Origin of the sequence: Micromonospora sp. H61 (genome assembly GCF_018070325.1) — a bacterium.
GTDB classification, from domain to species: domain Bacteria; phylum Actinomycetota; class Actinomycetes; order Mycobacteriales; family Micromonosporaceae; genus Micromonospora; species Micromonospora salmantinae.
The window spans coordinates 70,247-91,528 of the sequence record NZ_JAGPXY010000004.1; the positions used below are offsets into that span (position 1 = coordinate 70,247).

Genomic DNA, 21,282 nt, shown 5'->3' on the forward strand with positions numbered 1-21,282 from the left:
GGCACGCTCGGACCTCGACGGCCCTCCCGCGCAGGCTTTCACCACCGCCCTCAAGGGCAGTACAGCTAGCCCGCATATCGGCAGCCGTGCTCAGCGCCGGTCAGTCTCCGGTGGGCCCGGGGCCCTCGGCGATCGCGACGGGAGTGCCGAGCTCGACGGTACGGGAAACGGTGCACAACCGATCGTGCGACTGCTGCAACGACCGGGGCAGCGCCGCACGGGCCGCGTCGCCCTCCGCGCCCTCGGGGAACGTCACTGTGAACTCGACCCGCAGGTTGCGCATCCGGTTTCCGCCGGCCTCGTCGCGGATCTTGTCGCCGGTGACGGCGACGGCGAACCCGGTCGGCTCGGCACGACGACTGGTGATGTGGTCCACATCGACAGCGGTACAGCCACCGATGGCGGCCAGCAGCAACTCCACCGGCGTGAAACTGCCGTCCTCGCCCGTGCCCAACGACACCGAGCCGCCACGGGAGTTCCGCACGACGTAGTTGCCCAGGCTGGTGCGCTCGATCGCCACCGAACGGAAGGTGTCCTCAGTCATGACAGAAAACTACAGGCCGCCGCGATCACGAGTACATGAGATGCAGCGTCATCCCGGCGTCGGCGTGCGCCAGGTTGTGGCAGTGATTGGCCCACATTCCCGGGTTGTCGGCCCGGAACGCCACCTCCCACACCTCGCCCGGACGGACGTCGAACGAGTCCAGCCACAACGGGCTTCCGGCCGCCGGTTCTCCGTCGCGGGTCAGCACCAGGACGTGGTGGCCGTGCAGGTGCCACGGGTGCACGACCTGCGACCGGTTGACGATCGTGAACCGTACGACGTTGCCCAGGCGTACGACCTGCGGTGGGATGTCCGGGTCGGCCGCGCCGTTGACGGTGTGGGCGTACCGCGGTAGCAGTCTGCGCAGGTCGAGGCCACGATCGAGGACGAGGGTGAACGTCTTGTCGAACCGGGACCAGGGCACCGGAGCGGTCGCGCCGTAGCCGAGCGGATCGAGCACCGGCCAGGCGCCGGTCGCCGTCGACACCGGGCCGGTCGAGTAGACCGCCCGTCCATCGACGAACAGCGCCACCGGGGTCGCCGGCGCGTCGAAGACCAGGTCGTAGCGGCCCCCGGCCGGGATCAGCACGGCGGTGTCCACCAGTGGCGTCGGGCCGCGCAGGTCAACGCCGTCGATCGCGGCCACCCGGAACGCGGTCCCGGCCAGGGCGTACCGGTGCGTCGTGCTGTCGGTGTTGATCAGCCGCAACCGCACCGGCAGGCCGGCGTCGACCTGCTCCACTCTCGGCGCGGGCAACGGACGGCCCGCCAGGGTGTGCACCGGCACTGTGACGTCGAGGCCGGTCACCGGGCCCGGTCGCACCACCAGCACACCGTAGAGACCCATCCGCACGCCGACATCGGAGGCCGAATGCGTGTGGTACCAGTACGTTCCGGCCTGGTCGGCGCGGAACCGGTAGACGAACTCCTGCCCGGGCCGCACCGCCGCCTGCGTCACCCCGGGTACCCCGTCCTGATCGTTCGGCACGTCGTACCCGTGCCAGTGCAGTGTGACCCCGCGCCCGATGTCGCGGTTGCGTAGCGTCACCTCCAGGACGTCGCCGACGGTGGCGGTCAGCTCCGGTCCGGGGACCTGCCCGTTGAACGCCCACGCCGCGACGTTCCGGCCGCCCGCGTCCACGGTGGCGGTTGCGGCGGTCAGGGTGAACCGCCGGGTGGGTTCGTCGGCGATCCGGGCCGCCGGGAAACCATGATCATGCGGTACGGCGGGTGCGGCGCCCGGGGCGACGGTCAGCCCGGTTCCGGTCAGCAGCGCCGCGACCGCCACCACGAGGGCCACCCGGGACACCGTTCGGGACGGGCGCGCACCGAGCGCACGCGCCGAGATCACCGTGGCCGCCACGACCCCGGCGACCGCGAGCAGCCCCGCCCCGGCCGACGCCGGGTAGCCGTGCAGGATCGTCACGAGCAGGGCGCTGCTCGTGGCGTACCCGGCGAAGAGCAGCGGAACCGCGACGGCCCGGATGTCGCCCGGGGCCCGCAGCAACCGCGGACCGGCGACGCCCACCGCCGCGAGCGACAGTGGGGCCGCGATGAGGACCTTCTCCGCGGCGAACCACCAGCCGGCGCGGGCGAGGGCGGTGATCGTGATCGCGCGGGCGAGCGTGGCGAGCAGCGCGACGGCCGCCAGTCCCAGTGCGAGCGGGCGGCGACGGGCGGCGGACGCGGCGCCACCGCCCAGCCAGGCGGCGGACGCGAGGACCGCGATCACGAGGTCGGCCACGAGCAGCGACCCGGTGGTCACGCCGGCTCTCCTTCCCGGGTGACCAGCCGAGCCGCGCCGGCGGGAGCCGGGACGGCCAGCTGTCGCGCCGCGCGATGGACGCCGACCACGACGTGCACCGCGATGATTCCGTTGAGCGCGTGCAACCCACCGATGGTCAGGCCGAGCGGGGTGCTGACACCCGACGCGTCGGTGGACGCCTCGGCCAGCATGGCGATGATCGGCTGGAGGAGGACGAGGCCGATCGGCACGATCGCCAGTCCGATGACCTTTCCTGGCGCCTTCGCCAGCGCGGCGAACACTGCGGTGAGCACTGTGAGAATCGGGATGACCGCCATGCCGTTGACGCTGTGCAGCGCGTACGCGTCGTCACCGGCGGGTCTGGTGAACCCGCCCACGGCGGCGAGGACGAACTGCACTGCGAACGCGACGAGCAGCACGGCGCTGACGATGACGAGAGCCTTGCGCATGGGTTACCTCCTAGAGGCGCGCCGAGGCGAGGGCCCGGGCGACGTGATCGGTGGCCGTGATCGCCCCGTACGCGACCAACCGCACGAGGTCGGCATCGGCGGGGTGGGAGAGCCGCCAGAGAGCGACGTCGCCCGGGCTGATCGCGCTGGGCGCGAACGCCGCCAGCAACGCGATCCGGGTCCCGATGCGGTCCCTGCCGGGCACGTCCCGGACCAGGTCGACGGCCCAGTCCGCGGGCCGGGCCGGGAACCGCCCGTCCTCCCAGCGCACGGTGGCCGTGACGGTCCGGCGCGCCACGTCGCCCAGCAGCAGGTCCCCACCCAGGTTGGCGGCGTTCCGCAGCGACGCGTAGGCGACGCCCACCGGGCTGTCCCCCGCCCAGGCGGGAGGTGATGCCGCCGGGTCGGCGTCGAGAAGCGGAAGGCTCCGGCCGGGCTCCTTCGACTCCCGGGCCGCCTTGGCGTAGAGCCGGCCGCCGACCGAGCGCACCAGCGGGGAGCGTTGCAGGCCGCCGGGGAGCAGATCGGGGTCGAGCAACGCGGAGACGACCCGGTTGATGAAGTGGAAGGCGAGCAGGGTGCCGGTGATCTCCGGGCCGTGGGTGCTGGTCCAGTCGGCGGCTCTGGGGCTGCGGCTCGCCTGCGCCCAGCCGACGAGCGCGGCGTGCCTCGGCTCGGCGGGCGTCTCGCCCCGGGCGACGGCCTCGGCCAGCCTCGGTGCGCCCAGCGCATGCAGCAGCAGCACGTGAGCGTCGACGCAGAACTGACAGCGGTTGGCCCGGGACACCGCAGCCGCGACGAGTTCGCGGTCGACCCGGGGAGCGTCCCCGGCGAGCAGCGCCTCCCGCATCAGCGCCCAGGTCGCCGCCAGCACCTCCGGCACGGCCGAGAGCGCCTGGAAGGTCGGTAACGGCCCGAGAAAGTCGTCGCGCAACTGTTGGTAGACGGCCGCGGTGCGGCCGGTGACCGCCCTCGTCGGCGTGGGGGTGAAGAAGCGGTATGTCATGGGCTCGATGCTTGTTCCGGCGGGCCGGGAAAACGTCGTGCCACCGCAGACACTTGCGCTGCCGCTCATACCGCATCCGTGGTACGCCGCGGGTACCACGCGCGCGGGATGCTCCACCGACGACGGCCGTTCTACAGTGCGACCATGCGCCGTGACCTCCCGTACGCCCTCGGCGGTCTCGCCCTCGGCGTCCTTCTGCTCGGCAACGCCGTGCTCACCCCGGACGCCGGGCCGGTCGAGGTGCTCGACGTCGCCCTGGTCCTGGCCACTGTGGTGGCCCTGGCGGTGTGCCGGCGCTACCCGGTGGTGGCGCTCGGCGTGGTCACCGTCGCCATGCTGGCGGTTCACGTCCGGGTGCACCCCGGGGTGTCCGCCGCGTTCCCCGTCCTCTGCGCGGTCTACGTCAGCGCCTGGCAGGGACACCGGGCGGCCGCCGCCGTGGCCAGCCTCGCCTTCCTCGGCAGTTTCCTGGCCCGCGACATCTCGATGGCGCCGGCCGGCCGGCCAGGTCAACTGGTCGCCGAGCGGACGGCCCTGCTGCTCGGCTGGTTCGTGGCGGCCAACGTCGCCGGGCTTGTCGCCCGGCAGCGTCGGGCGTACCTGGAGCAGGTCGAGCAGCGGGCCATCGAGGCCGAACGCACCCGCGAGGAGATGGCGTTGCGGCGCGCCGGGGAGGAGCGCCTGCGCATCGCCCGAGACCTGCACGACTCCCTGACCCACAGCATCTCGGTGATCAAGGTGCAGGCGGGGATCGCCGTGCACCTGGCCCGCAAACACGGGGAGGAGCCGTCGGCAACGCTGCTGGCGATCCAGGAGGCCAGCGGTGCCGCGATGCGGGAACTCCGCACGACCCTCGACGTCCTCCGCGCACCGACCGACGGCGATCGGGTCGGGCTGGCCCGGGTGGACGAGCTGGCCGAGCGGACCCGGGCGGTCGGCGTACCGGTGCAGGTGACCGTCACCGGCCAGCGCGGGGACCTGCCCGACGAGGTCGACCAGGCCGGGTACCGGGTCATCCAGGAGGCGCTCACCAACGTGGCCCGCCACGCAGGGCCCGCGTCAGCGCACATCCAGGTGGAGTACGCCCCGGCGGGGCTGACCGTCGCGGTCAGCGACGACGGTCAGGCGTCGCCGGCTGAGCCGCTGACCCCGGGCGTGGGCCTGCGCGGCATGCGGGAGCGGGTCAGCGCCCTGGGCGGCACGCTGCGGACCGCCGCGCGCGAGGACCACGGGTTCACCGTACGGGCCACCTTCCCGCTGGACGGCCCGCGATGACCGTCCGACTCCCGGAGGAGCCGGGATGATCCGGGTGCTGATCGCCGACGACCAGGCGCTGATGCGAGCCGGCTTCCGGGCACTGCTCGACGCCGAGGACCATCTGGAGGTCGTCGGTGAGGCGACCGACGGCACCTCGGCCGTCCACCTGTCGCGGTGTCTGCGCCCGGACGTCGTCCTGATGGACGTGCAGATGCCGGGCCTCGACGGTATCGAGGCCACCCGGCGCATCGCCGCCGATCCCGACCTCGCCGCGATCCGCGTTCTCATCCTCACCAACTACGGGCTCGACTCCTATGTGTTCGCCGCCCTTCGCGCGGGCGCCAGCGGCTTTCTTCTCAAGGACGCCGACCCCGCCGACCTGCTGCACGCCGTCACCGTCGTCGCGCGCGGTGACGCGCTGCTCGCGCCGACCGTCACCCGCACCCTGATCAGTGAGTTCGTGGCCGGCCCACCGCCGGCCGTGCCGACGGCCGGACGCGACGTGCTGACCGCCCGGGAGCAGGAGATCGTCGAACTGGTCGCCCGAGGGCTCACCAACGACGAGATCGCCGCGCGCATGGTGATCAGCCCGCTGACCGCCAAGACACACGTCAACCGGGCGATGACGAAGCTGCACTGCCGCGACCGGGCCCAGCTCGTCGTGTGGGCGTACGAGTCGGGGCTGATCACGCCCCGTCGGCGGTGATCGCCGTCTCCGAGACAGGAGTCGACCAACCCCCCGTGGGAACATGAGGGAGGGTCGACGCACTAGCATTGCCGCCGTCCGCGACGGCTCTGCTGAATCGAGGCGACATGCGTTGGCTCCGTCGATTGCTGGGCGGTAGGCGAGTCCAGCTCGACCCGGGACGACAGCAGGCGCTGCTGCACGACGTCCAGTCCCGGTACGGCCCCCACGCGCGGATCCGGTTCAACGAGCAGGTCGAGGCGCTCACCGGTTCACTCGACAGTGACGACGGCCTGGTGGTGGCGACCAGGATCGTGAGTCAGGTCGCCGACGAGGCCCACGTGGACCTTCAGGCCCAGGCCCAGGACATCCACCGACGGACCGGCCGGCGACTGCTGGTGCACCGCCGTAACTACCGGCCGCTGTGGAAGGAGGCGGGCCCGGCCCTGCGCTGGCCGCTGTTCGCACTGCCGTGCGGCTTCCACCCGTACGCGCAGGTGGCCGCCGCCGTCACAGTGCTCGGCAACCGGGCGCCCCGGCTCGACCGGGTGACCGACCCGAACCCGCTGGTGACCCGCGTGTTCGAGGTGCTCGACCTGACCACCTCCGGCTGGGAGTACGGCCGGGTGCGGGTGGACACCGATGCCGCCACCCTGGCCAATCGACTGATCGTCAGTGCCGGGCAGGTCCTCGCGGCCATGGACGATCCGCCGCGACTGCCGCCCGCGGTCCGTGAGCTGATGCGTCGTAACAACACCGTCGCCGTGCACGATCCGGCCGGCCCTCGGGCGGTCGGCGGGATCAACCTGGGCGCGCGGATGCGGGAAGAGTTCCTGGTCTGAGCGCCAGCGGGCGCTACTGCTCGGGGCGCCGGCGGGCGAGATGCACGAGGATGTCGGCGGAAAGCTCGACCGTCTCGGGCAGGATCCGCTCGATCCGACGGAAGACCTGCTCCTGCTTCGAGGTCGGCAGCTCAAGATACGCCGAGATCGTCGACAGGTGCCCGACGTAGTCGCGCGCACTCATCGTCAGTCGACGCTCGATCACGGTCTGCCGCACATCGGTGAACCATTCGGAGCGTTGGAGTTCGGTGCCGGGCCACTGCATGGCCTGCCCCGGGGGCGTGCCGTCGGGAGAGGGAATCTCGTCGCTCTCCAGGAAGGGTGCCCGGACGAGACGGACAGCGTCCGCCACTGCCGGGTCGACCAGCTGGGTTGGTCCACCGAACGAGGCGAACACGCCGCCGGGTTCCAGCAGCGCGGCCACCCGCGACCATCGCCCCTCCGGTGTCGTCCAGTGCAGAGCCGCCGCCGCGTAGACCAGGTCGTACCTCGCGCCCGGCCGCAGGTCCTCGAACGCGGCCCGCACGGTCTCGACGCCTGCTGGCACGTGCTTGCGCAGCTCGGCGAGCATTGCCCCGTCCGGCTCGGTGGCGGTGACAGTGACGCCCGCTGCGGCGAACAGTCGGGTCGCCTTGCCCGTTCCGGCCCCGATCTCCAGCGCCGTTCGAATCGGCCGACCCGCGTAGCTCAGGACCAGGTCGACAAGCTCGGCGGGGTAGCCCGGTCGGTACCGTTCGTACTGCTCCGCCACCATCCCGAAGCTCAGTGCGCGAGCAGGCATGCCGCCAATCCTGTCACCACTCGCGTCGGTGATACCCGATCTTCCAAGCAAACGCACCGCCGTGACGACAACTGCCCGCAACCGCTTGCCGGTCCGTCGAACACCGCTCGACCATGTGCGGATGGGGCCGGAGCGTCGGGTGATCGTCGGTGTCGACGTGGGCCCCACTGCCGTGCGGGCTGTCGCGTTCGCGTTGGACGGCACCGCACGACACGTCGCGACGCGGGAGTACCCACTGCTCGAGCCGATGCCCGGCTGGCAGGTACAGGAGCCCGACGTGCTGATGGCGGCCACCATGGCGGCGATGTCCGCGTGTGTGGCCGGCACCGCCGGGGCGGAGGTGGTAGCCGTCGCGCTGAGCTCCGCCAGGTACGGCCTGATCGGGCTGGACGCGGCGATGACGCCGGTGACGCCACTGCTGACCCGGCGCGACACGCGGTCGTCGGAGGCGGCCCGTGAGTTGCGGTCGTCCGGCCAGAGCCGGGAGCTGCACCGGTTGACTGGCACACCCGTGCACCCGATGAACCCGCTCTGCAAGCTCCTGTGGTTCGCCCGCCACGAGCCGTACCTGTGCATGGCGACGCGGTGGTGGATCGGCCTCAAGGACTACGTGGTCCATCGGCTCACCGGGATGTTGGTGACCGAGTTGTCCTCGGCATCCGGCACGGGGATGTTCGACGTGCACCGTCGGCTGTGGAGTACCGCCGTACTCGATCTTGCTGGGGTGTCCGAGAGCCAGTTGCCCCCGGTGCTGCCGACGACGGCGGTGTTGCGGTTGTCGCCGACGGCCGGGCGAGCGGTCGGCCTGCCGTCGGGCACACCGGTGGTCGTCGGCGCGGGAGACGGCCCGTTGCGCAGTCTGGGCGCGGCGGCGATCGACCCCACCGTGGGTGGCCTGACGCTCGGGGCCACCGGGGCCCTGCGGACGGTCGTCGAGGCTCCCCTCACCGACCCGGCAGAGTCGTTCGCCTGCGGTGCGTTGACCGACGACGCGTGGGTTGTCGGCGGTGCGCTCAGCAACGGCGGCAACGTCGTACGGTGGGCGGGGCGTGTCCTCGGTGACGACAGTGCCGCGCCCGCGCTCCTGGATCTCGCCGAGCGGATCGCACCGGGCAGCGATGGTCTCGTGATGCTGCCCTACCTGCGGGCCGATGAGGCGACGCCGCAGGGCTGCGCCCCGCCGGGCGCGTTCCTCGGGCTGCGCAGCGAGCACTCGCGCGGCCACCTGGTCCGGGCCGCCGTGGAAGGCGTCTGCCTGCAACTCGGTGGTGTCCGGGACCGGCTGGCCGAGCTGACACCGATCGGCAGCGTCCGCCTGACCGGTGGCGCCTTCCGGTCTCCGCTGTGGCGCGCGGTGATGGCGGCGGTGCTGGACTGTCCGGTCCGCGTCGCGGGGGTGGCCGACCACGTCACCCTCGGCGCGGCGGCGCTCGGGCTCTTCGCGATCGGCCACACCTCCGATCTTCAGGAGGCGGTCACCCAGCTCGATCCCGGGGTCGCCGCCGGCGAGCCCGTCGCGGTGGACCCGGCTCTCGCCGCGGCGTATCGCGGTCTGCGGGCGAGGCTGCCCGCGCTCCTCACCGTCGCGAGTCGCCTGGGCGAGATCCTCGACGCCGGCGCCGACCTCAGTGCTCCGGCTCGTCCTTGACCCGCGCCACCAGTTGGGTCGGGTTGACGTAGCGCAGCGCGACGATGAGGAGGACCAGCATCATCGAGGTGTAGATGACCGCCATGGCGTCGACCGACTGCTGGGCCCTGATCCCGGACGCGGACATCGAGTAGTAGAGCGCCACCACCAGGGTCTGCGAGTCCGGACCCGCGGTCAGGAAGGTGAGCTCGAACATGCCCACGGTGCGGACCAGCACGAGGATCGCGGAGGCGAGGATGCCCGGCACGAGCAGCGGCGTGAGGATCCGGAGGAACACCGTCCGCAGGCCCGCGCCGCACATGCGCGCGGCGCTCTCGATCCTCGGGTCGATCTGCTCGATGAACGGGGTCATGGTCAGGATGACGAAGGGCACCGACGGCACGAGGTTGGCGAGCACCACCCCGGACATGTGCCCGGCCAGGCCGAACTTGTAGAGGACTGTCGCCAGCGGGATGCCGTAGGTGATCGGGGGCATCAGGATGGGCAGCAGGAACACCAGGAAGATCAGCCGTTTGCCCGGGAACGAGCGCCGCGCGAGGGCGTAGGCGGCCGGCACGCCGATCACCAGCGAGAGGCCCACGACGAGTACGGAGACCTCCAGCGTCACGACGATGACCTGGAGGAGCGCGAATTCGTCCCAGGCTCGGGCGTACCAGCTGGTGGTGTAGCCGTCCGGGAGCCAGGTGTCGAACCAGCGCTGGCCGAACGAACTGACCAGCACGGACGCCACGACGCCCAGCAGGTTGAGGAAGAAGAAGATGACGACGCCCCAGACGATCCAGGCGGCCGGGCGCGCGACGATGCGCCGCCGCCGGTCGGTGCTGGTGGCGGGGGGCCGCGCTGGTGGGGCCTGGGTGGTCGTTGCCATCAGCCCTTGCCTCCGGTGGAGCCGGTGTAGAAGCGGCTGCGAGCGGCCAGCACCACAGCGATGATGACCAGCTCGACGAAGCCCATGATCATGGCGATCGCCGACGCATACGGGTAGTCGTACTGCTCGTAGGCCGCCTGGTAGGCGGCGAGGGAGATGACCCGGGTCTCCCCGGCCGGGTTGCCGACCAGAACGGCAGACGGGAACACGCTGAACGCCAGGACGAACGTCAGGCAGAAGGTCGTGGCGAGGCCGGGCATCAGCAGCGGCAGGGTGATCCGGGTGAACCGGCGACGCCAGTCCGCGCCCAGCGTCGCGGCCGCGCGTTCCAGGGTCGGGTCGATGCCGGACAGGTACGACAGCACCAGCAGGAACGCGAACGGAAAGCCGGTGATCACCAGCGAGAAGAACACGCCCCAGTAGTTGTGGGTCAGCCGCACCGGCTCGTCGACGAGGTTGCTGGCCAACAGGATCCGGTTGAACCAGCCGGTCGGGCCGAGGAAGTTCAGCAACCCCTGTGCGGTGAGGACCGTGCCGAGCGTGATCGGCACTACCAGCAGCGTGGTGACCAGCCGCTTGCCCCGGAACCGGCCACGCATGCGGTAGGCGATCGGCACCGCGGCGAGGACGTTCAGGAGCGCGGCGGGCAACGCGATCCGCAGCGTGATCCAGATCGTGCCCCGCTCGTAGGAGTCGGAGAAAAACCGGGCGTAGTCGCTGAACGGCCCGCCGTTGGTCGGTTGGAACGAGAGCGTCAGCCCGTAGAAGAACGGGTAGAGGAACAGGGCGACGACGAAGACCAGGGCCGGGACCAGTAACCAGAGCTGACTGTCGATGCCCCGCTCGGCGAGACGGTGCTGCCAGTGCGCCAGCGGCCTCCCGGGCCCGCTCACCGGGTCGTCCCCGCAGCCTCCGGGAGGCGGTCGGTCTCCCGCGCCGCGTCGGCGGGATAGACGAGCAGCCGCTGCGGGTCGACGGCGAGCTTGACCTGGTCGCCCGGCGCGATCCGCTGCTCGGTCCGTAGGTGCAGCAGCAGCCCGGTGTCGGTGCGGGCCTCGGCCGCCAACTCGCGGCCCTGGTACTCCACCACCTCGACCGTCGCCGACATGGCGTTGCGGGTCTCGCCGGGCTGGTCGACGCGGATGTCCTCGGGCCGTACCGCGACCACGGCGTCCGCCCGGGGCTGAAGATCCCCCACCACCTCGCCGAGCAGGCGATGGCCGGACGACTCGACGATGGCCCGGTCGCCGTCGGACTGCTGAACCCGCCCGCGCCACAGGTTGCGGTAGCCCATGAAGTCCGCGACGTGCCAGTTCGCCGGTCGGGTGTGCAGGTCGCGGGGGGAGCCGATCTGCTGCACCCGGCCCTCGCGCAGCACCACCAGCCGGTCGGCCAGGGAGAGCGCCTCCTCCTGGTCGTGGGTCACGTAGACGGTGGTGAGCCCCAGCGACTGGTGCAGCCGGCGGATCTCGGTCCGCATCTCCAGGCGCAGCTTGGCGTCCAGATTGCTCAACGGCTCGTCCATCAGCACCAGCGACGGTTCGAACACCACGGCGCGGGCGATGGCGACGCGTTGTTGCTGACCACCCGAGAGCTGACCGGGCAACTTGTCGACGTGGTCCTCCAGCCGCACCAGCCGCACCGCCTCCTCCGTACGGCGGCGCGTCTCCTCCTTGGGCAGCCGCCGCATCCGCAGCCCGAAGGCGATGTTCGCCCGGACCGTCAGGTGCGGAAAGAGGGCATAGCTCTGGAACACCATCCCGAAGCCGCGCCGCTCCGGTGGGAGCGTGTCGATACGGCGCTCGTCCTGCCAGATGCTCCCCTCCGTCAACGGCAGCAGCCCGGCCAGGCAGTTCAACGCCGTCGACTTGCCGCAGCCGGACGGGCCGAGCAGGGCGATGAACTCCCCCGCCTCGATCGTCAGGTCCAGCTCGGTGAGTGCGGCCTGGCCGCCGAACCGGCGGGACACCCCGTCCAGCCGCAGCTGGGTGAAGGCGCTCATCCCTGCTTGACCTTGCCGCCGCCGATCTCGCGGTCCCAGCGGCTGAACGCCGCCACCAGACTCTTCGCGTCGAGCGGGACCTCGGTCGGGTTTCCGGCGATCAGCGCATCGTACTCGGGACGACCGAACTCCCGGATCGCGTCCTGGCTCTTCTGCGGCGCCGACGAGAGCTGGACCTCCTTGATCGCCGGGCCCGGGTAGAAGTAGCCCTCGTCGTACGCCTTCGCCTGCTGTTCAGGGGTGAGCATGAACGCCAGCAGGGCCAGCACGGCGGCCTGGGTGTCGGTCGACACGCCCTTGGGCAGGACGGCGTAGTGCGCGTCGGTGACCCAGTGGAAGCCGTCGATCGGGGTGATCCTGGCCTCCTTGGGCACCGTGCCGAGCACCCGCGGGTTGATGTCCCAACCGGTTGTGCTGACGATCAGGTGCGCGGTGCCGTTGGCGAGGTTCTTCATCGTCTCGGTGGTGCCGGACGGGTAGTAGTCGACGTACTGGCCCAGCTCCTTGAGGAAGGCCCACGTCTTGTCCCAGCCCGCTGCGGGGTCCTTGGGGTTAGAGTCGCCCAGGATGTAGGGCAGACCCATCAGGAACGTCCGCCCCGGGCCGGAGTTGGCCGGCCGGGCGTACTGGAATTTGCGGGGGTTGGCTCTGGCCCAGGCGAGCAGCGCGTCCGCGCTGGTGGGTGGCGTCGCCAGTCGGGACGGCAGATATTCGAGCAGCGGACCTGACGGGTAGTAGGTGACGGTGACGCCCGCGTTGCCGGCGAGCTTCTGCATCGCGGCGGCCGGCTCCAGGTAGTTGCTCATGCCGCCGAGACGGTCCTGGAAGGTCGGCAACACGTCGATCCAGAGCCCCTGCTCGATCCCGGCGGCCAGGCCGTCGACGCCGGTCAGCACGAGGCCGATGTCCACCCGGTCCGCCCCCTGCTGGGCCTTGATCTTTCCGGCCAGCTCGGGCGCCGGAGCCTTCGAGTAGGTCACCCGGGAGATCACGTCGGGGTTCTTCGAGACGAACTCGTCGATCATCCCCTGGGTCAGCTGGAGGTTGCCCGCCACGTCGAGGACGTTGAGCGTGACGGCCTTACCGGGCCGCTGTGGCACCTCACCGGTGCTGTCGCCAGTGCTGTCGCCGGGGGCCTCGGGTGCCCCGCACCCGACAGTGCCCACCAGGAGCGACGATGCAGTGACCAGGAGAGCGCCGCGCCGCGAGATACCCATGAGCCGTTCCCTCCGCCAGGTGTCATCAGTGCTGATTGAGGCAGCCGGCGCGCCGGGGCGGCAACGGGTTGCCATGTATTGCCTCGCGCGAATGTGATCGGAGCGCCGGATTGTTGCGGGGGCATTGCCGAGTATTCACGGCCGCCATACCATGATCACGGCGCGTAGCCGGGAGGAGCATGCAGATGCCCGACCACACCAGGCCGCCGGGAAAGCGAGTCACGATCTACGACGTCGCCCTCGAGGCGGACGTCTCGCCGTCCACTGTGTCCCGCGCCTTCTCCCGACCGAGTCGCGTCAACTCCGAGACCGCCGAACGGATCCGGCGGGTCGCCGAGCGGTTGGGCTACCGGACCAACCCCCTCGCTCGCGCCCTCACCACGTCCCGCACGCAGATGATCGCGCTGGTCATCGCCGACATCACCAACCCGGTGTACGCCGAGATCGTGCGCGGCGCGCAGGAGGTGGCGGCCGACGGCGAATACACCACCGTGCTGATCGACGCCCAGGAGTCCGACCGCCTGGAACGGGCGGCGGTCGAACGCACCATGTCGACAGTCGACGGCATCGTGCTGGCCAGCAGCCGGATGTCCGACTCGGCCATCCGGATGGTCGCCAAGCAGCGGCCGGTGGTGGTTCTCAACCGCGCTCTCGCCGACGTGCCGTGCGTCGTCACGGACGACCCTCGCGGCGTGCGGCGGGCCGCCGAGCACCTCGGTGAGCTGGGGCACGACCACATCACCTACGTCGCGGGGCCGCAGGCGTCCTGGCCCAATGGTGTGCGCTGGCGCTCGCTGCTCGAGGCGGGGATGGAGCTGGAGATCAAGGTTCGCCAGATCGGGCCGTTCAGCCCCACCCTGGCCGGCGGTGAGCGGGCCGCGCAGGAGCTGTGCACGCGTCCCGCGACGGCGGTCCTGGCCTTCAACGACCAGATGGCCATCGGGATCATCCGCGGCCTCAGCCGGATGGGCGTCAACGTTCCGGGCGACGTCAGCGTCGTCGGCTTCGACAACATCCTCGCCGCCGACATCGTCACCCCCGGGCTCACCACCGTCGCGGCACCGCTCTACGCGGAGGGCTCGGCCGCTACCCGGCACCTGCTCACGATGATCGAGGGGGCACCCGGGCACACCGGCCGGCCGATGGTCCTGCCGGTACGCCTCGTGGTCCGCGACTCGACGGCCGTACGCAACCCGAGCCCCGGTCGGACCCGACCAGCCTGGGTACGACAGCGACCCGTTCCCGGCCCGGCGGCCCAGCTGCCGTGAGGGCCGCGCGGCCCCGCGACAAGAAACGACAACTCGTTGCCGAGGCGGAGCCACGCCGGGAAGGATCGACGCGCATCCATCCAGCAACGTCGTTGCGCTCGCGGGACGGGCCGAACGGCGTCCCCAGCGAACGAACGAGGAGATGGCGATGAACCGAGCTTCGGTACCCCGGCTACGGCGAACCCTCATCGTGCTGGGCACGGCACTGGCCACCGTCGCTGCCACCCTCACGGTCGCCACCACCACGCCGGTCGCCGCGGCCCCGTCGCCGGACGACTACAACGGCTCCGACCTGTGGCTGCGGTACGTGCCGGTCGACGACGCGAAGCTGCTGCGTGACTACCGCCGCGCGGCCACGGCGATCGTGGTCGAGAACGCCGACGCCACGAAGGTCCACCGGCACACGACGGACCTCGCCATGGCCCCCGATTCGCGCGAGAAGCTCGTCGAGACCACGCTGGGCGCCGCCCGGGACGAACTGGTCCGCGGTCTGGGCGGGCTGCTCGGTCGACCGACGCCCGTGGCGACTGTCGACGGCGGCACGGTCCCCGACGGCGCGGTCGTGGTGGGCACGCCGACGAGTTCCCCGCTGGTGGCCCGCACCATCGCGACCCGCGACCTGGCAACTGTGGGCGACGAGGGCTACCTCGTCCGGTCGGTGTCGAAGGGCAGGGCACGCTTCACCGTCATCGCCGGCAACAGCGACCTCGGCGCGCTGTACGGCACCTTCGCCTTCCTCCGGCTGCTGCAGACCCAGAAACCCATCGACCACCTCCGCGTCGCGGAGTCACCGAAGATCAAGCATCGGCTGCTGAACAACTGGGAGACCGAGCGTCTCTACGCGGGCAACAACGCCTCCGGGCTGGGCGGGCTGAACGGGGAGAGCGGGGCGATCTTCAACTTCGCCGCCACCGGCGCCAGCGCCGGCCGGAACCTGCCCGTCATTCTCGACCGCTACCTCGTCATGGCCCGCGCGTTGGCGTCCCTGGGCATCAACGGCATCACCATCAACAACGTCAACGCCGACAACGCGTACCTGACGAGCACCCGCATCGCGCAGGAGGCTGCCCTCGCCGACGCGCTGCGTCCGTACGGGATCAGGCTGGGCCTGTCGATCCGCTACACCGCGCCCACCGACAGCCGGTTCGCCCCCGACACGCTGACCAACAGCCAGCTCGATCCGTACGGCGCGGATTTCCGGGGCTGGTGGCACCGCCGGGCCCAGCAGATCCAGGCCGCGATCCCGGACTTCATGGGCCTCACCGTCAAGGCCAACTCCGAGGGCCAGCCGGGGCCACAGGACTTCGGGTACGACCACGGTGACGGCGCCAACGCCATCGCCGCCGCGGTGGCACCGCTCGGGATGACGGTGCACTGGCGGACGTTCGTCTACAACGCCGAGGTCGACAACGACCGGCTCAAGCGGGCCTACCTGGAGTTCGGGCCGATCGACGACGAGGTGCAGCCGGACGGCAGCCGGGGGCGCTTCGCCGACAACGTGTTCCTCCAGACCAAGAACGGGCCACTGGACTTCCAGGCCCGGGAGCCCATCCACCCGATGTTCGGCCGGATGGAGAACACCAACCAGGCCCTGGAACTCCAGATCACGCAGGAGTACACCGGCCAGAACTGGATGCTGGCCTACCTCGGCCCGATGTACGAGGAGATCCTCAAGACCGACACGTACGCGACCGACGCGAACGGAAAACCGCTCAAGAAGCGCCTGGTCGGCAACATCGTCGACGGGAGCGCTCAGCACCACCCGGACACCGCCATCGTGGGTGTCGCCAACCTCGGCAACGCGGACAACCTGACCGGGCACCACTTCGCCCAGGCGAACCTCTTCGCATTCGGACGTCAGGCGTGGGACTGGACGCTCGACTCGGCGGACATCGCGACCGACTGGACGCGGATGACCTGGAGCAACGACCGGCGCGTCGTCGACACCATCCACAGGATGATGATGGGCTCCTGGGAGTCACTGGTCAGCTACCAGACGCCGCTGGGCATCGGCCACCAGTTCGCCGAGGGCGCCCACTACCGCCCCGACCCCGCCGACTGGGCGGGCCGCGACGACTGGAGCCCGATCTACTACAACAAGGCCGACAGCGTCGGTCTGGGCTTCGACCGCTCCCCCACCGGCAGCAACCTGGCCGCCCAGTACTTCCCCCGGTTGCAGCAGCGCTACGGGAACATCAACTCGGTCCCGGAGAACCTGCTGATGTGGTTCCACCACGTGCCGTGGGGCCATCGGATGGACAACGGCCGGACGTTCTGGGACGAGTTGGTCTACCGCTACCAGATGGGCGTGCAGTACGTGACCTGGATGCGGGAGACCTGGGACGCGCTGCAACCCGACATCGACGCACGCCGGTTCGCGGAGGTACGCGCCAAGCTGGCGGTGCACGAGGCGGACGCCGCCGACTGGCGGGACACCTCGGTGAACTACTGGAAGGAGTTCAGCGGGCGGGACGTCCCGGTCGACGACGCCCCGCTGTCGGCGACGATCGTGGTGAACGGGAAGAGGTTCGGCGGCTTCAACCTGTCGGACACCGCGTACACGATCCCGCTGCCGGCCGGGGCGTCGCCGACCATCACGAAGGTGCGGACGGCCGACCGGAAGGCCCGCTACGAGATCGTCTCCCAGGCGGCCGGCGTACCCGGTCAGGCGGTCGTCAAGGTCACGACGGAGAGCTTCTTCGGGCCCCTGGTGAAGAACTACGTCTTCAACCTGGTGCCCGACACGACGCTGACGGCAGTGCGCGTCGACGGTAAGCGTCTGGAGTCCTTCGCACCGACGGTGCTGCGCTACAACGCCCTCACGCCGGCCGGCACCACGACAGTGCCGACGGTCACCGCCAGCGCCGCCGATCCCGCCGCCACTGTCGCGGTCGAGCAGGCGACCAGCCCCACCGGGCAGGCTCGGGTCACCGTCACCAACGGTGGAGCCTCGTCGGTCTACACGGTGGACCTGAACACCACCATCACCGGCAGCGACGAGTTCGACTCGGCCCAACTCGGCCCGCAGTGGCAGTGGGTCCGGCCGGACGAGAGCAGCCGGCGTCTGGCCGACGGGTCCCTGGTCATCACCGCGCAGCAGGGCGACCTCCAGGGCAACGCCAACACCGCGAGGAACCTGGCCCTGCAGGACGTCGACGGCGACTGGACGGCCGAGTCCAGGGTCGTCTTCTCCCGCCCACTGGCCACCAACAACGAGCAGGGCGGTGTGCTCGGGTACGCGGACGACAACAACTACGTGAAGCTCGCCTGGGAGATAGGCAACGCCACCGCAGCGGTCAACAAGACCCGGATCGTCTTCCTGCGCGAGCAGAACGGCACGGCGTCCACCCTGGAGATCACCGGAGCCGACGCCCAGCGCATCGTCGGGGCCGACGGCGCCATCTGGCTGCGACTGACCAAGATCGGAAACAGCTACCGCGCCTACTACTCCACCGACGGAAGCGTCTACCGCTACATCGGCTCCCAGACGCTGAACGCCGAGGCGACGAAGGCCGGGCTGCTGGCCTTCAACCGGGCCGGCACCTCCACCGACCTCGACGTCGCCTTCGACTACTTCCGGATCGAGAGCCGCGGCGAGCGCATCCGCTGAACCGGTATGTCGATGTGCTGCTGAGCGGTATACCTCAGAGTCATATTCATACCTCTGAGGTATACCGCTCAACACCGCATCCGCCCCGACCGAGGCGACCGACGGTCACCGCCGACCGCCGGCTGCGCCCACAACCCCAGCCAGGTCAGGACCACCGCAGCACCGCAAGCCGCGACCGGGCCCGTCCCCGGTTGGGGACGGGCCCGGTCGTGCTCCCCCGAGCAGGATTCGTTGCCGTCAGCCCCCGATCGCGATGGCGAAGATGTGCATGGTCGGCACGTTCGTGGCCGGCCGGGCGCTGATGTTGGGCAACACGACCGAGGCCACCGCCTTGCTCTGCAAGGCGACACCCACGTAGTAGATGCAGGCGGCGGTGGCCTGGCGGCCGTTGTTGGGCCGGTTCTGGTACGCGGACACGATGGCCGCGGTGCCCCCGGAGTGCGGCCCGCCGTACCAGTCGGGCGTGCTCAACGTGAACGTCTGGCGGGTGCCGTCGGCGTAGACCACAGTGCCGGTCCCCGACACCGCGCCGTAGGTGCCGGTCAGCAGGAAGCCGAGCGTGCTGCCGGTGCCGGTCACGCCGATGGTCTGGCCCGAGGCGATGGCGTTGTCGGCGGCCCCGGAGCTGACGTTGGGCCAGCGGAAGTTGACCCCGTTGCGGCTCACCGTGCCGCCCGGGCTGGCACCGGCCTGCGCCAGGGCCTGCGCGGAGAGCGTGGCCCCGCCGCCGTCGAAGTTCCCGACGTTGGTGTTGCTGTCGCTGGTGATGCCGACGTTGCTGAAGCTCTGCTCCAGCGTCGGCGTGGTGGCACCGGAACTGGTGACCCGGTAGGTGCGTCCGGCCTGCACGGTGACCTCGATCAGGTCGGACTCGATCCGGGTGGTCCGGGCCGCCGTACCGTCTGCGGTGTCGACCACCGTGACGGTGCCGGTCAGGATCCGGGAGCGCAGGCGGACGGTGCCGGCCCGGTCCGGTCGGATGAGGATCTCGGTGGCCAGACCGCTCGCCCAGGTGATGCCGACCGTGTGCCCACCCCGACCGCGCAGGCCGGTCACCCGCCCGCTCGGCCAGGCCGGCGGCAGCGCGGGCAGGACGTGCAGCTCGCCGGTGTGGCTCTGCAACAGCATTTCGGCGATGCCGGCGGTGGCGCCGAAGTTGCCGTCGATCTGGAACGGCGGGTGCAGGTCGAACATGTTCGGCGCGAGCCGCGCGGTGGTGGCGAGGTAGCGGATCAGGTCGTGGGCCCGCTTGCCCTCCTCCATCCGAGCCCAGAAGTTGATTTTCCAGGCCAGCGACCAGCCCGTGCCGTCGTCGCCGCGCAGCGCCAGGGTCCGCCGGGCCGCCTCGAACAGCTGCGGAGTGCCGCGCTTGGTGATCTGGTTGCTGGGAGCCAGCCCGTAGAGGTGCGAGATGTGCCGGTGGTTGGGTTCGGTCTCCACCCAGTCGTAGAGCCACTCCATGATGTTGCCGCGCGAGCCGATCTTCATGGGCGGGAGCCGGTCCCGGGTGGCGCGAACCTGCGCCCGGAAGGTGCTGTCCACGTTGAGGATCTCGCTGGCCCGGGCGCAGGCGTCGAACAGGTCCCGCAGGATCTGGTTGTCCATTGTCGGACCGGCGCACACGCTGGCGTTCGCGTGGTGGCTCAGCTCCGGCGAGTTCGACGGGTTGGTCACCAGGTAGCCGAGGGTCGGCTCGGTCACCAGGGTGTTGAGGAAGAACTGCGCCGCGCCCTTCATGGCCGGGTAGTTCGTCCGCAGGAACTCGATGTCACCGTTGAACAGGTAGTGGTCCCAGATCAACGTGGACAGCCAGGCGCCGCCGGTCTGCCACATGCCCCAGAACGCGCCGTCCACCACAGCGGTGGCCCGCCACGCGTCGGTGTTGTGGTGGGTGACCCAGCCACCGGCGGCGCCGTACTGCACCTGGGCGGTCCGCGCTCCGGCGACGGCGAGATCCCTGACCATGTCGAAGACCGGGTTGTGGCACTCGGCCAGGTTCGTGGTGTTGGCCGGCCAGTAGTTCATCGGCAGGTTGGCGTTGATCGTGTACTTCGAGTCCCACGCCGGGGCCAGCGAGTCGTTCCAGATGCCCTGGAGGTTGGCCGGCTGGGTGCCGGGCCGCGACGACGAGATCAGCAGGTAGCGCCCGTACTGGAACAGCAGCGTGGAGAACTGCGGGTCGTTGACGCTGTTGTGCTGGGCGATGCGGACATCCGTCGTCTGGTCGGCTGCGGACGTGCGGCCCAGATCGAGGGTGACCCGGCCGAACAGCGCCTGGTAGTCGGCCACGTGCCGGCTGCGCAGTTGGTCGTAGCTGCTGGCCCGCGCGGCGGTGAGGCGCTGTCGGGCGATGCCCTGGTAGTCGCCGCCGACGTTGCGGTAGTTGACGTAGCTGGAGCCGATGGAGATCAGTAGGGTCACGCTGTTGGCGTTGGTCACCCGCAGGGTGCCGCCGGAGCTGGACACGCTGCCGCCGCTGACCGTCGCGTTGGCCAGGGCCAGGAAGCGGACCGCGCCGGTGACGCCCTCCATGTTTCCGGAGACACCGTCGAGGCCGATCGTGGTGCCGTCCGGGCTGGACACCGTGGTGCGCTGCGGGCTGTCGAAGGTGGCGGTGAAGCTGATCGAGCCGGTGCGGTCGGCGGTCAGTCGCATCGCGATGACCTGGTCGGGCGCGCTGGCGAACACCTCCCGCTGGTGACGAACGCCGTTCAGCACGTACGACGTCGTCACGGTGGCGGTGGTGAGGTCGAGCGTCCGGTCGTACTGTGACGCTCCGCTGGCGGAACCGAAGGCGAGCCGCAGGTTGCCGACGGTCTGGTAGGCCAACTGGCCGCCGGGGTTGCCCATCATGGTCTGGTTGATCAGATCCTGGGCCTGGGTCCACTGGTTCGCGTTGACCAGCCGCCGGATCTCCGCGAGGGCTCCCGCGCCTCTGGGGTTGCTGGGATCGTGCGGCCCGCCGGCCCAGACGGTGTCCTCGTTGAGCTGAAGTCGCTCGGCGTCGACGTTGCCGAAGACCATGGCGCCGAGCCGGCCGTTGCCGATCGGCAGCGCCCGCAGCCAGTCGGTCCCGGCCCCTTCGTCGTACCAGAGGGCGAGGTCCCCGGCGGCCAACACCTGCGGCGGCGCCACCGAGTCCGCTCGCGCCGCGGCGGTCCAGGGCACCGGCAGGAGAGCACCGCCCGCGCCGGCTGCGCCGACCTTGAGGGCCTGCCGTCGGGTCAGGTCTGACATCGATCCTCCAAACGGTGACCAGTCCGGCCACCCCGAAGCGTGACAACTATGGGACTCGACATGGGGATCCGCTTGGTGGCGCCAACCGGGACCCTGCCTGAGC

Annotated in this window: 16 protein-coding genes; 6 read left to right on the forward strand and 10 right to left on the reverse strand. The window is 70.7% G+C overall.

Going from position 1 to position 21,282, the window contains the following annotated elements; genetic code table 11:
• Nucleotides 1-100: 100 nt before the first annotated feature.
• Genes KBX08_RS04170 through KBX08_RS04185 form a run of 4 tightly spaced genes read right to left on the reverse strand, consistent with a single transcriptional unit; the run spans nt 101 to nt 3,764 of the window.
• Nucleotides 101-544, reverse strand: a complete 444-nt coding sequence (locus KBX08_RS04170; protein ID WP_210781189.1) for an OsmC family protein — start codon at nt 542-544, stop codon at nt 101-103.
• A 25-nt stretch (nt 545-569) separates the two neighbouring features.
• Nucleotides 570-2,309, reverse strand: a complete 1,740-nt coding sequence (locus tag KBX08_RS04175; protein WP_210781190.1) for a multicopper oxidase family protein — start codon at nt 2,307-2,309, stop codon at nt 570-572.
• Complete coding sequence (locus tag KBX08_RS04180; protein WP_210781191.1) at nt 2,306-2,758, reverse strand: DUF6220 domain-containing protein; 453 nt, start codon at nt 2,756-2,758, stop codon at nt 2,306-2,308. The genes KBX08_RS04175 and KBX08_RS04180 overlap by 4 nt, the downstream gene beginning before the upstream one ends.
• 10 nt (nt 2,759-2,768) lie before the next feature.
• Entirely contained in the window at nt 2,769-3,764 is a 996-nt protein-coding gene (locus KBX08_RS04185) for a carboxymuconolactone decarboxylase family protein (protein WP_210781192.1), read from the reverse strand.
• Nucleotides 3,765-3,908: 144 nt separating this feature from the next.
• Here KBX08_RS04185 and KBX08_RS04190 point away from each other — a divergent pair, with 144 nt between their 5' ends.
• From KBX08_RS04190 to KBX08_RS04200, 3 genes are all read left to right on the forward strand, one after another.
• Nucleotides 3,909-5,039 carry a sensor histidine kinase gene (locus KBX08_RS04190; RefSeq protein ID WP_247668847.1) on the forward strand — a complete coding sequence of 377 codons (1,131 nt, stop codon included), beginning with the start codon at nt 3,909-3,911 and terminating at the stop codon, nt 5,037-5,039.
• A 25-nt stretch (nt 5,040-5,064) separates the two neighbouring features.
• The gene (locus tag KBX08_RS04195) at nt 5,065-5,727 is read left to right on the forward strand and encodes a response regulator transcription factor (RefSeq protein WP_210781194.1); all 663 of its coding nucleotides are present in this window, start codon (nt 5,065-5,067) and stop codon (nt 5,725-5,727) included.
• Between the two features lie 107 nt (nt 5,728-5,834).
• On the forward strand, nt 5,835-6,548 hold the full coding sequence (locus KBX08_RS04200) for a hypothetical protein (protein ID WP_210781195.1): 714 nt from the start codon (nt 5,835-5,837) through the stop codon (nt 6,546-6,548).
• Between the two features lie 13 nt (nt 6,549-6,561).
• Here KBX08_RS04200 and KBX08_RS04205 read toward each other — a convergent pair whose 3' ends face one another.
• Nucleotides 6,562-7,329 (reverse strand): trans-aconitate 2-methyltransferase, encoded by a 768-nt coding sequence (locus KBX08_RS04205; protein WP_210781196.1) that lies wholly within the window; start codon nt 7,327-7,329, stop codon nt 6,562-6,564.
• A 121-nt stretch (nt 7,330-7,450) separates the two neighbouring features.
• Here KBX08_RS04205 and KBX08_RS04210 point away from each other — a divergent pair, with 121 nt between their 5' ends.
• Complete coding sequence (locus KBX08_RS04210) at nt 7,451-8,977, forward strand: gluconokinase (protein WP_210781198.1); 1,527 nt, start codon at nt 7,451-7,453, stop codon at nt 8,975-8,977.
• On the opposite strand, the gene KBX08_RS04215 is transcribed toward KBX08_RS04210, so the two are convergent.
• From KBX08_RS04215 to KBX08_RS04230, 4 genes are read right to left on the reverse strand one after another with little or no spacing between them, the layout of a single operon-like run.
• The gene (locus KBX08_RS04215; RefSeq protein WP_210781199.1) at nt 8,955-9,845 is read right to left on the reverse strand and encodes an ABC transporter permease; all 891 of its coding nucleotides are present in this window, start codon (nt 9,843-9,845) and stop codon (nt 8,955-8,957) included. The genes KBX08_RS04210 and KBX08_RS04215 overlap by 23 nt on opposite strands.
• Complete coding sequence (locus tag KBX08_RS04220) at nt 9,845-10,738, reverse strand: ABC transporter permease (protein ID WP_307850439.1); 894 nt, start codon at nt 10,736-10,738, stop codon at nt 9,845-9,847. Before KBX08_RS04220 ends, KBX08_RS04215 begins: the two co-directional genes overlap by 1 nt.
• Nucleotides 10,735-11,847 (reverse strand): ABC transporter ATP-binding protein, encoded by a 1,113-nt coding sequence (locus tag KBX08_RS04225; protein ID WP_210781200.1) that lies wholly within the window; start codon nt 11,845-11,847, stop codon nt 10,735-10,737. Before KBX08_RS04225 ends, KBX08_RS04220 begins: the two co-directional genes overlap by 4 nt.
• On the reverse strand, nt 11,844-13,064 hold the full coding sequence (locus KBX08_RS04230; protein ID WP_210781201.1) for an ABC transporter substrate-binding protein: 1,221 nt from the start codon (nt 13,062-13,064) through the stop codon (nt 11,844-11,846). The genes KBX08_RS04225 and KBX08_RS04230 overlap by 4 nt, the downstream gene beginning before the upstream one ends.
• Before the next feature lie 185 nt (nt 13,065-13,249).
• Between KBX08_RS04230 and KBX08_RS04235 the strand changes: the two genes are divergently transcribed.
• Nucleotides 13,250-14,332 carry a LacI family DNA-binding transcriptional regulator gene (locus KBX08_RS04235; protein ID WP_210781202.1) on the forward strand — a complete coding sequence of 361 codons (1,083 nt, stop codon included), beginning with the start codon at nt 13,250-13,252 and terminating at the stop codon, nt 14,330-14,332.
• A 148-nt stretch (nt 14,333-14,480) separates the two neighbouring features.
• Nucleotides 14,481-17,942: an alpha-glucuronidase family glycosyl hydrolase gene (locus tag KBX08_RS04240; protein WP_210781204.1), complete on the forward strand. Its 3,462-nt coding sequence runs from the start codon at nt 14,481-14,483 to the stop codon at nt 17,940-17,942.
• 237 nt (nt 17,943-18,179) lie between these two features.
• Here the strand turns inward: KBX08_RS04240 and KBX08_RS04245 are convergent, their stop codons facing one another.
• Nucleotides 18,180-21,179 carry a glycoside hydrolase N-terminal domain-containing protein gene (locus KBX08_RS04245; RefSeq protein WP_210781205.1) on the reverse strand — a complete coding sequence of 1,000 codons (3,000 nt, stop codon included), beginning with the start codon at nt 21,177-21,179 and terminating at the stop codon, nt 18,180-18,182.
• Between the last annotated feature and the right edge of the window lie 103 nt (nt 21,180-21,282).

Excerpts from the sequence above, each read along its gene's own strand:
- KBX08_RS04225 (WP_210781200.1), bottom strand. The coding sequence starts at position 11,847 with ATGAGCGCCTTCACCCAGCTGCGGCTGGACGGGGTGTCCCGCCGGTTC.
- KBX08_RS04190 (WP_247668847.1), top strand. The coding sequence starts at position 3,909 with ATGCGCCGTGACCTCCCGTACGCCCTCGGCGGTCTCGCCCTCGGCGTC.
- KBX08_RS04170 (WP_210781189.1), bottom strand. The coding sequence starts at position 544 with ATGACTGAGGACACCTTCCGTTCGGTGGCGATCGAGCGCACCAGCCTG.
- KBX08_RS04195 (WP_210781194.1), top strand. The coding sequence starts at position 5,065 with ATGATCCGGGTGCTGATCGCCGACGACCAGGCGCTGATGCGAGCCGGC.
- KBX08_RS04205 (WP_210781196.1), bottom strand. The coding sequence starts at position 7,329 with ATGCCTGCTCGCGCACTGAGCTTCGGGATGGTGGCGGAGCAGTACGAA.
- KBX08_RS04180 (WP_210781191.1), bottom strand. The coding sequence starts at position 2,758 with ATGCGCAAGGCTCTCGTCATCGTCAGCGCCGTGCTGCTCGTCGCGTTC.
- KBX08_RS04200 (WP_210781195.1), top strand. The coding sequence starts at position 5,835 with ATGCGTTGGCTCCGTCGATTGCTGGGCGGTAGGCGAGTCCAGCTCGAC.
- KBX08_RS04210 (WP_210781198.1), top strand. The coding sequence starts at position 7,451 with ATGGGGCCGGAGCGTCGGGTGATCGTCGGTGTCGACGTGGGCCCCACT.
- KBX08_RS04235 (WP_210781202.1), top strand. The coding sequence starts at position 13,250 with ATGCCCGACCACACCAGGCCGCCGGGAAAGCGAGTCACGATCTACGAC.
- KBX08_RS04230 (WP_210781201.1), bottom strand. The coding sequence starts at position 13,064 with ATGGGTATCTCGCGGCGCGGCGCTCTCCTGGTCACTGCATCGTCGCTC.
- KBX08_RS04215 (WP_210781199.1), bottom strand. The coding sequence starts at position 9,845 with ATGGCAACGACCACCCAGGCCCCACCAGCGCGGCCCCCCGCCACCAGC.
- KBX08_RS04240 (WP_210781204.1), top strand. The coding sequence starts at position 14,481 with ATGAACCGAGCTTCGGTACCCCGGCTACGGCGAACCCTCATCGTGCTG.
- KBX08_RS04185 (WP_210781192.1), bottom strand. The coding sequence starts at position 3,764 with ATGACATACCGCTTCTTCACCCCCACGCCGACGAGGGCGGTCACCGGC.
- KBX08_RS04245 (WP_210781205.1), bottom strand. The coding sequence starts at position 21,179 with ATGTCAGACCTGACCCGACGGCAGGCCCTCAAGGTCGGCGCAGCCGGC.